This is a genomic window from Pseudomonas fortuita (assembly GCF_026898135.2).
Lineage (GTDB): Bacteria > Pseudomonadota > Gammaproteobacteria > Pseudomonadales > Pseudomonadaceae > Aquipseudomonas > Aquipseudomonas fortuita.
Map to the genome: position 1 here is coordinate 1820237 of NZ_CP114035.2, position 12271 is coordinate 1832507.

Genomic DNA, 12271 nt, shown 5'->3' on the forward strand with positions numbered 1-12271 from the left:
ATAATCTGAAAGTTTGTACCTGCCCTGTGGAAGCGGGCGATGTAGTGGCTGAAATGATACGTGACGAAGCGCAGGCACGCCCAAGCTGACAAAGTTGTAATCTCCCTGTCAGGTAGCTGCCAGTCGCCCGTGACTAAGGTGGCCTCATCCTGTTGTACATTTCCGGAGTCATCATGAAACGCCTGTTCATCGCCGCCCTTGCCTTGGCCAGCCTGCCGACCTTTGCCGGCGAGGCGCAAACTTTCGCCTTTGGCGAGCCGGCCCCGGCGAACAAAGCCACCCGCACGGTCAACGTGGTGCTCAAGGACATCGCCTTCGAGCCCAGAAACCTGCAGGTAAAAGCCGGCGAGACGGTGCGCTTCGTGCTGGTCAACGAGGGTAAGCTGCCGCATGAATTCAACCTGGGTGACAAGGCCATGCATGCCGAGCACCAGAAGGAAATGGTCGCCATGCAAGGCAAGCTGTTCACCGAGGCCATGAACCACGAAGGCATGGACCACGGCCAGATGATGGGTCACGGCGGCGGCCATGGCCACGGTGGCGGCAACACGGTGCTGGTCATGCCAGGCCAGCGCGCCGAGCTGACCTGGACCTTCCGCAAGTCGGCGCCCATCGAGTTCGCCTGCAACGTGCCGGGGCATTATCAGGCTGGCATGGTCGGGGCGTTGACCATCGAGTGACTTGCGCTCCAAGGCAGGGTGCAAAACCGGTAGACTAGGGGCAATTTCGAACCTCTAGGTCAGTTTCCATGCATCCTGCTGCCGAACACTCGCCGCTGGGCAAGTCCAGCGAATACATTGCCACCTACTCCCCGGAGCAGCTCTTCCCGATTCCGCGTACCGCCAAGTGGGCTGAGCTGGGCGTCACTGCACAGACCTTGCCCTGGCAGGGCGTGGATTACTGGAACTGCTTCGAATTGAGCTGGCTGCTGCCGTCGGGCAAACCGGTGGTGGCGATCGGCGAGTTCGCCATCCCGGCCGATTCGCCGAACATCATCGAGTCCAAGTCGTTCAAGCTGTACCTCAACTCGCTGAACCAGACGGTGTTTGCCTCGCTGGGCGAATTGCAGGCCTGCCTGGAGAAAGACCTGTCTGCCGCGGCCGGCAAGCCGGTGGGGGTGAAGGTACGTACCTTGGCTGAAGTCGAGGGCCAAGGCGTGGAGGCCTTGCCTGGGCTGTGCATCGATGCGCTGGACGTTGCCATCAGCAACTACGAGCAGCCGCAGCCTGAGCTGCTGCGCTGCACCCCGGAGCGAGTGGTAGAAGAAACCTTGCACAGCCACCTGCTGAAGTCCAACTGCCCCGTTACCGGCCAGCCGGACTGGGGCAGCGTGGTGGTCGAGTACAAGGGCAGGGCGCTGGACCACGCCAGCCTGCTGACCTATCTGATCAGCTTCCGCCAGCATGCCGACTTCCATGAGCAGTGCGTAGAACGCATTTATCTGGACTTGAAGAACCTGCTGCAGCCCGAGCACCTGACGGTGTATGCGCGGTATGTGCGCCGGGGTGGGCTGGATATCAACCCGTACCGTAGCACTGGGGCGATCAGCCCGAAGAATGTGCGTCTGGTGCGTCAGTAACTCTGACCGGACTGGGGCCGTTTCTCGGCCCATTCGCGGGGCAAGCCCGCTCCCACAGGTGCCGCACTGCCCTCAAGTGCAGCGAATAGCCTGTGGGAGCGGGCTTGTCCCGCGAATGGGGCGCGAAGCGGCCCTTGCTGTATCAGATACCCATGCTGTGCAGCGAGTTGGCAATGCTGCGCAGGGTGGCGGTAAGGTCTGGGTGGTCAGCCTCGAAGCGTTCGATTGCCAGGTTCACGCCATCCACCAGGTTGTTGTCTGGCGTGGCTTCCTCCAGTTTCAGTTGCGCCTCGATCTGGCGCGCTTCTTCGTGCAGCGCAGCCAGTTCGTCTTCCGAAAGCGGTACGTTGCGGTCCAGTTGCTCGCGCAGGCTGTTCAGGCGCTTTTGCAATTCGCGGGCAGGCATGGGTAGTTCTCCATCAATGGCTTGGCAAACCATGGACCTTAGCGAAGCGGCAAAGGTTCTGGTCTGCCTTCAGCGTAATCCACCTGAAGCTGCTTTGCATGATCCGCATCAAGGGTGCTGTATCAAGGTTTTTCACCTTTGCGCCGGCGCTGGGTGATGTCCTGCAGGCAGGTATCCAGCGCTTCCAGGTGGTCGATGACCGAGTGCACCCCCAGGCCGAACAGTTCCAGCGTCGCCTTGCCACGGGCCGCGTCCTGTTGCTGTGAGGTCATGGCTTGCCATTGCCGAGAGCTGCGATCGCAGAATGGGCTGCAGGCGGCCAGGCCAACTGTCCACAAGCCGGCGTTAAGGCCGGACTGCAGCAGTTGTGGGTTGCCGCTGACCAGTACGCAGCCGTCCAGGCGTTCGCTTTCCAGGGTCATCAACGCCTGCCAGCAGGCGTTGGGCGCCGGCCAGCGTACGCCGTTTACCGAATGCCCCGGCAGCCAGTCGGGCAGTACGTGTGCCAGGCGCTTGCTTTGGGTGGCGCTGAGGTCATCCAGCCAGATGCACGGCACCTGGTGCTGGCGCAGGCTGGCGAGGGTAGCCAGGGCGCCGGGGGCGGGCGAGGGGGCGCTACCATTGGCCGCCTGCACCAGGCAGCCGCGCAAGCCGAACAGCACAGCAGTGAAGGCGGGTGCAGCGTCCATGGCAACTTCCCCCAAATAGTCCGCAGGCTATTCGTTGATTGTTACCGCCCTGTGACATCGGCCCTTGTGCAACAGTTGTTCACAAAATATTGAACAAACATGTGTAAAGCTGTTTATCAGCCCGCAAGCCTCTATACTGCCGCCTTACCAGCAGCGCGACCCGTTGCGCTTGCGGCCGAGAAATTCGATGGAGAGACATCTATGCGTAGGATCGGTGCCAGTGTGATCGAACGAGTCACCCAGGCCTGTGTCTGCGCCAGCATGCTGCTGGCGCCCGTGGCAGCCACCCAGGCAGCCACCGAGGAAGATCCCTGGGAAGCGGTCAACCGGCCGATCTTCCGCTTCAACGATACCCTCGACACCTATGCCCTCAAGCCGTTGGCCAAGGGCTATCAGGCTGTCACGCCGCAGTTCCTTGAAGATGGCATCCACAACATCTTCCGCAACCTGGGCGACGTGACCAACCTGGCCAACGACGTGCTGCAGTTCAAGCCTCATGCGGCGGGTGTGGACACTGCGCGGCTGATCGTCAACACCACCTTCGGCCTGGGCGGTTTCTTCGATGTGGGCACCAAGATGGGCCTGCAGCGCAATGACGAGGACTTCGGGCAGACCTTGGGTTACTGGGGTGTGCCGAGCGGCCCTTACGTGGTCATCCCGCTGCTGGGGCCAAGCACGGTGCGTGATGGCGTGGCCAAGTACCCCGACAGCTACACCAAGCCTTACCGCTACATCGACCATGTGCCGACGCGCAACTCGATATTCGCCCTGGACGTGATCGACACGCGTGCCGACCTGCTGTCCGCCGAGAAGCTGATTCAGGGTGACAAGTACATCTTCATTCGTAACGCCTACCTGCAGAACCGCGAGTTCAAGGTCAAGGATGGCGAAGTCGAAGACGACTTCTGATCTGTGAACAGGGGCCGCAATCGGCCCCTGTTCAATGCATGGCCAGCACGCGCAACCCGAACTTCTGCTGCCCACCCGGCTGGTCGGCAATCCATACCACCTCAGTGCTGGCGTGCAGCCCTTTCAACGCCGGGTGGTCGGAATCGATGCGCACCTCAATCTGATCGCCCACCTGGAAGCGTTGCGGGGCCTGCACCTGCATGCCGCTGCTGGACAGGTCCAGGCACACGGCGGAAATCACCTGGCCTTCATGCAGCAGGCTCACCGCAGTGTCGATGCGCATGCGGATGAAATCGCGTTTTTCACTATGGCTGGAGGGCGTGTGGGGCATGCTGCATCCTTCCCATTGGGGTGCGCTAGTCGACTTTCTTATAACTCCCGGTGATTTGCCCTGTAAAGAGCGGCGAGGTCGACCGTTGCATGCTTGAAACGCCTGCCGGATGGGAGTACCGTCTGCGCCTTACAAGGTACCTTTGACAGTTGCCGGGCAGGTGTTCTTGTCCTACAACTCAAGTAGAGTGTGACCACCAAGAATTCCCGTAGCTGGCCGTCTGCTTTGCCGACACCGCTGCACCAACCCAAATCGGCGCCGTTCGCCCACATGCAGAAAACCAGTGCAACGCTGCTGATTATCGATGATGACGACGTGGTCCGTGCGAGCCTCGCCGCCTATCTCGAAGACAGTGGCTTCAGCGTCCTCCAGGCCGGTAATGGCCAGCAGGGGCTTCAGGTCTTCGAAGAACACCAGCCCGACCTTGTGATCTGCGATTTGCGCATGCCGCAGATGGGCGGCCTCGAACTGATCCGTCAGGTCAGCGAGCGTGCGCCGCAGTTACCGGTGATCGTGGTGTCTGGTGCCGGCGTCATGAGCGATGCGGTGGAAGCGTTGCGCCTGGGCGCCGCCGACTACCTGATCAAGCCGCTGGAAGACCTGGCCGTCCTTGAGCATTCGGTGCGCCGTGCCCTCGACCGCTCGCGTCTGGTGCTGGAAAACCAGCGCTACCGCGACAAGCTCGAAGCGGCCAACCGCGAGCTGGAGGCCAGCCTGCACCTGTTGCAGGAGGACCAGACCGCCGGTCGCCAGGTGCAGATGAACATGCTGCCGGAAAGCCCCTGGGTAGCTGGCGAGTTCGCGTTCGAGCACCAGATCATCCCGTCGTTGTACCTGTCGGGTGATTTTGTCGATTACTTCCGCGTGGACGAGCGGCGCATCGCATTCTACCTCGCTGATGTTTCCGGGCATGGCGCGTCGTCGGCCTTTGTCACCGTCCTGTTGAAATTCATGACCACGCGACTCATGTTTGAGCTCAAGCGCAGCAAAATGCGCGAGTTCAAGCCGTCCGAAGTGCTCAGTCACATCAACCGCGGCCTGATCAACAGCAAGCTGGGCAAGCACGTCACCATGGTCGGCGGGGTGATCGACGAAGAGTCTGGTCTGTTGACCTACGCCGTGGGTGGGCATTTGCCGCTGCCAGTGCTGCATACCCCGGCGCACACCCGTTACCTGGAAGGCCGGGGCCTGCCGGTGGGGCTGTTCGACGAGGCCACTTATCAGGATCTGGTTGTTGAGCTGCCACCGCAGTTCAGCCTTAGCCTGATGTCCGATGGCATTCTGGACCTTTTGCCGGGTGATACGCTCAAAGATAAAGAAGCCGCCTTGCCGGAGATCGTCAGGGCAGCAGGTGGCAGCCTGGATGGGCTGCGTCAACGATTCGGATTAGCTACGCTTGGGGATATGCCGGATGATATCGCCCTATTGGTGTTAAGCAGGAACCTTCAATGAGTACCGGTAGAATCCAGTTCGCCGAGCAGAGCGGCACCTTCGTACTGAAGTTCGTCGGTGAAGTGCGCCTGACCCTGTGTTCGGCCTTGGATGCGACGATCGAGAAAATTTTCACTGCGTTGAACTTCTCGGCGATTGTCATCGACCTCACCGAAACCGAGAGTATCGACAGCACTACCTTGGGCCTGCTGGCCAAGCTGTCGATCCTGTCGCGGCAGAAGGTCGGCCTGTTGCCGACCGTGGTCACCACCAACCCGGACATTTCCCGGCTGTTGCAGTCGATGGGCTTCGATCAGGTGTTCAACATTGTCGATCGCCCGATTCCTTGCCCTGAGTGCCTGACCGACCTGCCGTCGCAGGACCAGAACGAAGACGTGGTGCGTTCCAAGGTACTGGAGGCGCACAAGATCCTCATGGGCCTGAACGACTCCAACCGCGAAGCCTTCCATGACCTGGTCAATGCGCTGGAGCGGACCTGATCGTTAACCTGCGCCGGCCCATTCGCGGGCTTGCCCGCTCCCACAGGTGCTGCGTAGTTTTCAAGCGGTACACCGCCCCTGTGGGAGCGGGCAAGCCCGCGAAATGGCCGGCACAGGCAGCAGAATTTCTCGAGCAGACTATTTTCCGCCAGTAAACTCGGTAGCCTCACCCCCACCCGCATCGAGCTGATACACCCGCATCGGCCGCCCCTGTTCATCAAAGAACACCTGCCCCAACCCCGCACCGTTCCACAACCGCTCCCCGGCCTTGCTGTGGCTCGGCGTACGTGGCACTACTTCCATCTCCCGACGCTTGGTAAACCAGTTCAGCGGCGAGCGTGGCGCATACAGCCAGCGGTTGAGCCGGTCGAGCACGTCGAGTAGGCGCCGGGGGAACTCGTTCTTGATTCCGCTGCTGGTCACCTGCCACAAATGCGGGCTGCGCTGGCGGTGGCGGATCATTACTTCATAGACAAACGAGTAGTGCACATCCCCGGACAGCACCACGTAGTGGCCCGGCGTACGCGAGTGGCGGAAGATGTTGAGGATGACCTGCGCCGCACCGCGGTGGGCCATCCAGTTTTCGGCATCCACCAAAAGCGGATACCCCAGCCAGCTGAACACCTTCTGCACGGTCTCGATCAGCTTCACGCCAAAAATCGGCGCAGGCGAGACGATGACCGCTGATGGGTGGTCGAGCAGCGCGTGCTGCAATTCGCTAAGCGCTTCCCAGTCGAGCAGGCCGGATGGCTTGGCCAGGTTGCTTTCGCTGCGCCAGCGCCGGGTGCGGGTGTCCAGCACCAGCAAGGGTGGGTTTGTTGGCAAGCTGAATTGCCAGCCCTGAAAGCGCAGTAGATCGCCGATCAGTTCATCGCGGGTTTGGCTGTTCGACGCCTGGCATTGCCTGACCAGTGGCTTGCAGCCGTCCGGATCGTTGCCCCAGGCTTGGCACAGCAGGTAGCCGAGCAGGGCATTGCCGATGATCCGCCGTGAAAACGGGTGGCCGTAGGCGGTTTCTTCCCATTGTGCCGAGAGGTTCCAGTCATCGGTGATGTCGTGGTCGTCGAAGATCATCAGACAGGGCAGGTGGGCCATCACCCGCGCCACCTGGCCGAGGTTCTCGGCAAACGCCTGAATCAGCGGCAGCTCCTGCCGGTAACGCGCCTGGCGCTGGTCGCTGAGCCCGTCGGGCATGGCCATGTCCACCCACTGCCAAGGCACGGGTGACCAGACCAGCAGGTACATGGCCATGACTTCGGCGAACGTCACCAGGTGGTTGTCGGCATTGCTGGACGAAAAGATCGGCTTGCGCTTGCCGCCGAAAAAGCGCTCGCGCAGGGTGTCGTTCGTTTCCTGCGCCGGCAACAGGTCGGCGCGGTGGTAGTAGCTGGCCGGGTGCTGGTACAGCGCCTGGCTATCAGGCACCACTGCGCCATCCAGTTGCTCGTCGAACAGGCCCAGGCGCTCGATCAGGCAATGGATAGCACGCAGCATCGGGCCGGCAACATCGTCGGCGTACACCTGGTCGCCGGTCATCAGTAGCACGGCCGGGCGATCTTCGGGTTGCTTGCAGGCTTGCAGCAAGCGGTCGGCGCACAGCAGGCCATCGATGGCGGGGTGGTGGGGCTTGCGGCAGGAGCCGTGCAGCAAGTGGTCGAGCCGATCGCGCAGCACCAGGCTTGGGCGCTGGGTGCCGGGGTAGAGCAGATGCGGCCCCCATCCAGCGATGCCCTGGCCATTGATCAGCAGGTCATAGTCGAGCTGCTGGTTGCGGGGTAGGGCATTGTCGAAGTGGATATCCAGCAGGTGGATGAAGGCGTGCTGGCCGACCGGGACGACCTGGCAATCCACCGTGGCCTCGCTTGCCGGGAGGATGAATTCGGGTTGCAGCGGTTGGGTAGCGACCAGCCAGATGGCCAGGCGCTGGGGTTCCAGGCGGCGCAGTACCGGGCCGGCGAGTACGAGGGGCAAGGGGGTAGAGGAGGTCATCGACAGCTCGGGTGGCTTATCGGGCCCCTTCGCGGGTAAACCCGCTCCCACAAGTACAGCGCCAATTTCAGGCCTGCGGGTATGCGTGTGGGAGCGGGTTTACCCGCGAAGAGGCCCTGGAATTCAATTCACAACTAAAGCTTGGCAAAACAAAAACGGGCGGAAAATGCTGAACACTTCCCGCCCATCAGGCAAACCGGATATGTATCAGGCTTTTTCAGCCATCAACTTCTCCAGCTTCTCCTGGTCCCGGGCAAACTGGCGGATACCTTCGGCCAGCTTTTCGGTGCCCATGGCATCTTCGTTCATCGCCCAGCGGAACTGGCTTTCACTCAACTGCTGCTTGGCCTCACCGGCATTGCCCGGCTTGAGCACGCGTGGCAGTTCACCCTGATCGTCGCTCAGTTGCTGCAGCAGTTCGGGGCTGATGGTCAGGCGGTCGCAGCCGGCCAGTTGTTCGATCTGGCCGAGGTTGCGGAAGCTGGCGCCCATCACCACGGTGTTGTAACCATTGGCCTTGTAGTAGTTGTAGATGCGCGTCACCGATTGCACGCCAGGGTCCTCGGCGCCCACGTAATCCGTGCCGGTGCTCTTTTTGTACCAGTCGTAGATACGACCCACGAACGGCGAAATCAGGAACACCCCGGCATCGGCACAGGCCTGGGCTTGGGCGAAGGAGAACAGCAGGGTGAGGTTGGTCTGGATGCCTTCCTTCTCCAGCTGCTCGGCAGCGCGGATGCCTTCCCAAGTGGAGGCCAGCTTGATCAGCACGCGGTCTTTGGAGACCCCGGCTGCGTCATACAGGCCGATCAGCTGGCGGGCTTTGTTCAGCAGCGCCGGTTCATCGAACGACAGGCGTGCATCCACCTCGGTCGAGATACGCCCGGGAATGACCTTGAGAATGCCCGAGCCCACGGCCACCGCGAACTTGTCGCAGGCCAGGTCGACATCGCCCTTGGCATCGGCCTTCACCTGCTTGAGCAGGTCGGCGTAGCCCGGGATGGCGGCAGCCTTGAGCAGCAGCGACGGGTTGGTGGTGGCATCGACCGGCTTCAGGCGGGTGATGGCATCCAGGTCCCCGGTGTCGGCGACCACGGTGGTGAACTGCTTCAGTTGTTCCAGCTTGGAAGTCATGGGCGTGCTCTGTCCTGTGCATTTACTCGACATTACCCGAGCCCCGACAGCCGCTCAAGGGCCTGTAGAAGCGGGCTTGCCCACGAAGGGCCGTACGTAAGGTGAAGATTCGAGTGCCCGGCTGCCTTGAGGTTCCACATACTCGTCTGAGCGGCCTTGTGTCGCGACAGGGCGCTCCTACAACGGCCGTGTCGCGTGCACGGGTAGTATCACCGTCCTTGCAGCAACTCCACCGCCTGGTCAAACACTGCCAGCGGCTGCGCCGCCTTGTGAATGTCTGCCGACAGCAACTGACGGAAGCGCCGCGCCCCCTTGAACCCTTGGGCCAGCCCCAGAATATGCCGGGTAACGTGGTGCATCGCGCCGCCACTTTCCATGTGCGCCACAATATAGGGCCGCAATTGCGCCAGCACTTCGCTACGGCTGACCACCGGCGCATCGCTGCCAAACAGCCGCTGGTCCACCTCGGCCAGCAGGTAAGGGTTGTGATACGCCTCACGCCCGAGCATTACGCCATCGAAGGTTTCAAGGTGTGCCTGGCATTCTTCCAGGGTCTTGATCCCGCCGTTGAGCACGATCTCCAGGTCCGGGAAGTCTGCCTTCAACTGCGCTGCTACTTCATAGCGCAGGGGCGGAACCTCGCGGTTCTCCTTCGGCGACAGTCCTTCCAGAATCGCGATGCGCGCATGCACGGTAAAACTCCGGCAGCCGGCTTCGCGCACCTGGCCGACGAAGTCGCAGAGTTCGGCATAGCTGTCGCGGCCATTGATGCCGATGCGGTGCTTGACCGTCACCGGTGTCGACACCGCATCACGCATGGCTTTCACGCAATCGGCCACCAATGCCGGGTGAGCCATCAGGCAGGCACCGATCATGTTGTTCTGCACCCGGTCGCTCGGGCAGCCGACATTGAGGTTGACCTCGTCGTAGCCCGCGTCCTCGGCCAGGCGTGCGCAGGCGGCCAAATCGGCGGGCACGCTACCGCCCAGTTGCAGGGCCAGCGGGTGCTCGGAGGCATCGTGGCGCAGGAAACGGTGGGCGTCGTTGTGCAGCAGGGCACCGGTGGTGACCATTTCGGTGTAGAGCAGGGTTTGCTTGGAGAGCAGGCGCAGGAAGAAGCGGCAGTGGCGGTCTGTCCAGTCCATCATCGGCGCAACAGAAAACCTCCTAACTACCGTATTGCCTGAGTTTCCGGGGTTTTCTGCTTGTTTCTGGGGCATTTCTCTATCTCTGTTTTTTGCTACTTTGTTCCGGTTCTTGCTGGTTTTACTACCGCTGTTGCTACAATGTAGCAACTCCAATCAGCCGTGTAGCAAATCATGGGAACCATCACGCAGCGCAAGCGCAAGGACGGGTCTTCGGGCTTTACGGCCCAGATCCGAATCATGAAGGAAGGTAAGGCAGTTTATCAGGAAAGCCAGACGTTCGACCGGAAGGCGACGGCGCAGGCCTGGATCAGGAAGCGTGAGGCCGAACTGTACGAGCCGGGCGCCATCGAGAAAGCCAAACGGAAGGGCGTGACGGTCAAGCAGATGATTGACCAGTACCTGGCCGAGTACGAGAAGCTGCGGCCGCTGGGCAAGACCAAGCGTGCAACCCTCAAGGCTATTGGTGAAAGCTGGCTTGGCGAGGTTGCAGACCAAGACCTGACCAGCCAGAAGCTGGTTGACTACGCCATGGACCGGATCGAGAAGGACGGCATCCAGCCACAGACGGTCGGCAATGATCTGGCGCACCTCGGTGCCGTACTGTCCGTGGCCAGGCCGGCCTGGGGCTATGAGGTTGATCCGCTGGCCATGCCTGACGCCCGGCGCGTATTAAAGAAGCTGGGCGCCGTGACCAAAAGCGTTGAGCGCAACCGCCGACCGACCAAGGATGAACTCGAAAAGCTGATCAAGTACTTCCAGAAGGTGCGCGATGCCAGGCGCCAAGAGATCGACATGGTGCGGGTGGTGGTCTTCGCGCTGTTCTCCACCCGGCGCCAGGAAGAGATCACCCGGATTCGCTGGGCTGCGCTCGATGACCAGGAGCAATCGGCGCTGATCACCGACATGAAGAACCCGGGCCAGAAGTACGGCAACGACGTGTGGTGCCACATGCCCGACGAGGCATGGCGCATTTTGCAGTCCATGCCAAAGGTTGCCGACGAGGTGTTTCCGTACAACTCCAGGTCGATATCGGCGTCCTTCACCAGGGCCTGTCATTTCCTTCAGATTGAAGACCTTCACTTCCACGACCTGCGCCACGATGGCGTAAGCCGTCTGTTCGAAAAAGGGTGGGATATTCCGCGCGTGGCCAGCGTGTCGGGCCACCGGGATTGGAACTCGATGCGGCGCTATACGCACCTGCGGGGGAAGGGAGACCCCTATGAGGGGTGGGAGATGCTGGAAGAGGTTGTAACGGGCCCCGTTATCGAGGCCCAAAAGAGGGTCAAGAGACACGCCTGAGGCCGCGACCCATGAGCTTGTCCTGCTCGGCTTTAGCCTTCTCGCGCTGGTTGTCGATGTAGGCGGCCAGGTCCGTCAGGTGCACACCGCGTGCGCCTTTCTGGCTGGGCTCCATCCACACCAGCGGCAAGTTGATTTCGCCCCGGGCCACCTTGGCCTTGAGCTTGGTTGGGGTGATATCGAAGTAGTCCTTGCAGACCAGGTCGATTGGGATGATGGCCTGGCCGTTGTACTGGGCCATCAGCAGGAAGGCGGTATTCATGTTGTTCTCCACGCCGCCGGTGGCGGCAGGTTGGTGGTCAGGCTGCTGGCGCAGGCTCGACACGTGCCTCGCCCGCGCATGTCTGCGAGCTTGCGTTGTAGGGGGAGGGGTTAGGCTGCCGGGCGTTTCATGAAGGTGATCCAGTGCGTCTTTTCGCGCTTGCCGGACTTGTGGCCGAACAGGGGCTTCTCATCGGTGAGGGCCAACAGCTCGCTGACCAGCACCTGGGTTTCGTTCCACTTGAAGATCAGGATTCCCTCGGGCTTCAGTACGCGGAAGCACTCGGCGAAGCCCTGGCGGATGTCCTCCCGCCAGTCGCTGGTCAGCAGTCCGTACTTGGCGCGCATCCAGCTATCGACGCCGGCCCGGGTTAGGTGCGGCGGATCGAACACGACCAGGCGGAAGGTTGAGGCCTCGAAGGGCAGGCTACGGAAGTCCATCAGCACATCGGGCTCAACCTTCAGCACCCGGCCGTCGCAGAGCAGGTGCTCTTCGTCGCGGATGTCACCGAACAGGGCGCGCTGGTCTTCTTTGTCGAACCACATCATGCGGCTGGCGCTGCAAGGGTCGAGCACTTTAGCTGCAGCACTCATC

The 12271-nt window shown here is 61.5% G+C and carries 14 protein-coding genes; 6 read left to right on the forward strand and 8 right to left on the reverse strand.

Translation table 11 applies throughout. The features are described 5' to 3' along the window. The first annotated feature begins 173 nt into the window (after positions 1-173). Together OZ911_RS08185 and queF are read left to right on the forward strand one after the other, a co-directional pair. A complete protein-coding gene (locus OZ911_RS08185) occupies positions 174-680 on the forward strand; it encodes a cupredoxin domain-containing protein (protein WP_016485659.1) in 507 nt (168 codons plus the stop codon). 68 nt (positions 681-748) lie between these two features. Beyond that, positions 749-1579 carry an NADPH-dependent 7-cyano-7-deazaguanine reductase QueF gene (gene queF, locus OZ911_RS08190; RefSeq protein WP_016485660.1) on the forward strand — a complete coding sequence of 277 codons (831 nt, stop codon included), beginning with the start codon at positions 749-751 and terminating at the stop codon, positions 1577-1579. Positions 1580-1721: 142 nt separating this feature from the next. On the opposite strand, the gene OZ911_RS08195 is transcribed toward queF, so the two are convergent. Beyond that, positions 1722-1985: a DUF4404 family protein gene (locus tag OZ911_RS08195; protein WP_016485661.1), complete on the reverse strand. Its 264-nt coding sequence runs from the start codon at positions 1983-1985 to the stop codon at positions 1722-1724. 122 nt (positions 1986-2107) lie between these two features. Continuing rightward, the gene (gene pcrP / locus OZ911_RS08200; protein ID WP_016485662.1) at positions 2108-2674 is read right to left on the reverse strand and encodes an HAD superfamily inactivated hydrolase PcrP; all 567 of its coding nucleotides are present in this window, start codon (positions 2672-2674) and stop codon (positions 2108-2110) included. A 201-nt stretch (positions 2675-2875) separates the two neighbouring features. Here pcrP and OZ911_RS08205 point away from each other — a divergent pair, with 201 nt between their 5' ends. Then, the gene (locus OZ911_RS08205) at positions 2876-3583 is read left to right on the forward strand and encodes an MlaA family lipoprotein (RefSeq protein ID WP_016485663.1); all 708 of its coding nucleotides are present in this window, start codon (positions 2876-2878) and stop codon (positions 3581-3583) included. 31 nt (positions 3584-3614) lie between these two features. Here OZ911_RS08205 and OZ911_RS08210 read toward each other — a convergent pair whose 3' ends face one another. After that, complete coding sequence (locus OZ911_RS08210; protein ID WP_016485664.1) at positions 3615-3914, reverse strand: PilZ domain-containing protein; 300 nt, start codon at positions 3912-3914, stop codon at positions 3615-3617. A gap of 270 nt (positions 3915-4184) precedes the next feature. Between OZ911_RS08210 and rssB the strand changes: the two genes are divergently transcribed. Both rssB and rssC read left to right on the forward strand, forming a co-directional pair. Continuing rightward, complete coding sequence (gene rssB / locus OZ911_RS08215; RefSeq protein WP_024717336.1) at positions 4185-5366, forward strand: two-component system response regulator RssB; 1182 nt, start codon at positions 4185-4187, stop codon at positions 5364-5366. Then, complete coding sequence (gene rssC, locus OZ911_RS08220) at positions 5363-5845, forward strand: anti-sigma factor antagonist RssC (RefSeq protein WP_013971741.1); 483 nt, start codon at positions 5363-5365, stop codon at positions 5843-5845. The genes rssB and rssC overlap by 4 nt, the downstream gene beginning before the upstream one ends. A gap of 138 nt (positions 5846-5983) precedes the next feature. On the opposite strand, the gene OZ911_RS08225 is transcribed toward rssC, so the two are convergent. From OZ911_RS08225 to dusA, 3 genes are all read right to left on the reverse strand, one after another. Further along, positions 5984-7834, reverse strand: a complete 1851-nt coding sequence (locus tag OZ911_RS08225) for an alkaline phosphatase D family protein (RefSeq protein WP_070086575.1) — start codon at positions 7832-7834, stop codon at positions 5984-5986. Positions 7835-8041: 207 nt separating this feature from the next. After that, positions 8042-8968 carry a transaldolase gene (gene tal, locus OZ911_RS08230; protein WP_023048541.1) on the reverse strand — a complete coding sequence of 309 codons (927 nt, stop codon included), beginning with the start codon at positions 8966-8968 and terminating at the stop codon, positions 8042-8044. Positions 8969-9177: 209 nt separating this feature from the next. Beyond that, on the reverse strand, positions 9178-10188 hold the full coding sequence (gene dusA / locus OZ911_RS08235; protein ID WP_024717335.1) for a tRNA dihydrouridine(20/20a) synthase DusA: 1011 nt from the start codon (positions 10186-10188) through the stop codon (positions 9178-9180). A 99-nt stretch (positions 10189-10287) separates the two neighbouring features. Here dusA and OZ911_RS08240 point away from each other — a divergent pair, with 99 nt between their 5' ends. Then, on the forward strand, positions 10288-11415 hold the full coding sequence (locus tag OZ911_RS08240) for a site-specific integrase (protein WP_070086576.1): 1128 nt from the start codon (positions 10288-10290) through the stop codon (positions 11413-11415). On the opposite strand, the gene OZ911_RS08245 is transcribed toward OZ911_RS08240, so the two are convergent. Continuing rightward, complete coding sequence (locus tag OZ911_RS08245; protein ID WP_016485670.1) at positions 11399-11677, reverse strand: pyocin activator PrtN family protein; 279 nt, start codon at positions 11675-11677, stop codon at positions 11399-11401. The genes OZ911_RS08240 and OZ911_RS08245 overlap by 17 nt on opposite strands. A 110-nt stretch (positions 11678-11787) precedes the next feature. Continuing rightward, positions 11788-12270: a class I SAM-dependent methyltransferase gene (locus tag OZ911_RS08250; RefSeq protein WP_070086577.1), complete on the reverse strand. Its 483-nt coding sequence runs from the start codon at positions 12268-12270 to the stop codon at positions 11788-11790. Position 12271 lies beyond the last annotated feature (1 nt).

Bases quoted from the DNA above. Each gene is read 5' to 3' on its own strand.
- OZ911_RS08245 (WP_016485670.1), bottom strand. From the start codon at position 11,677: ATGAATACCGCCTTCCTGCTGATGGCCCAGTACAACGGCCAGGCCATC.
- OZ911_RS08240 (WP_070086576.1), top strand. From the start codon at position 10,288: ATGGGAACCATCACGCAGCGCAAGCGCAAGGACGGGTCTTCGGGCTTT.
- OZ911_RS08205 (WP_016485663.1), top strand. From the start codon at position 2,876: ATGCGTAGGATCGGTGCCAGTGTGATCGAACGAGTCACCCAGGCCTGT.
- rssC (WP_013971741.1), top strand. From the start codon at position 5,363: ATGAGTACCGGTAGAATCCAGTTCGCCGAGCAGAGCGGCACCTTCGTA.
- OZ911_RS08225 (WP_070086575.1), bottom strand. From the start codon at position 7,834: ATGACCTCCTCTACCCCCTTGCCCCTCGTACTCGCCGGCCCGGTACTG.
- pcrP (WP_016485662.1), bottom strand. From the start codon at position 2,674: ATGGACGCTGCACCCGCCTTCACTGCTGTGCTGTTCGGCTTGCGCGGC.
- dusA (WP_024717335.1), bottom strand. From the start codon at position 10,188: ATGCCCCAGAAACAAGCAGAAAACCCCGGAAACTCAGGCAATACGGTA.
- tal (WP_023048541.1), bottom strand. From the start codon at position 8,968: ATGACTTCCAAGCTGGAACAACTGAAGCAGTTCACCACCGTGGTCGCC.
- rssB (WP_024717336.1), top strand. From the start codon at position 4,185: ATGCAGAAAACCAGTGCAACGCTGCTGATTATCGATGATGACGACGTG.
- OZ911_RS08195 (WP_016485661.1), bottom strand. From the start codon at position 1,985: ATGCCTGCCCGCGAATTGCAAAAGCGCCTGAACAGCCTGCGCGAGCAA.
- queF (WP_016485660.1), top strand. From the start codon at position 749: ATGCATCCTGCTGCCGAACACTCGCCGCTGGGCAAGTCCAGCGAATAC.
- OZ911_RS08210 (WP_016485664.1), bottom strand. From the start codon at position 3,914: ATGCCCCACACGCCCTCCAGCCATAGTGAAAAACGCGATTTCATCCGC.
- OZ911_RS08250 (WP_070086577.1), bottom strand. From the start codon at position 12,270: ATGAGTGCTGCAGCTAAAGTGCTCGACCCTTGCAGCGCCAGCCGCATG.
- OZ911_RS08185 (WP_016485659.1), top strand. From the start codon at position 174: ATGAAACGCCTGTTCATCGCCGCCCTTGCCTTGGCCAGCCTGCCGACC.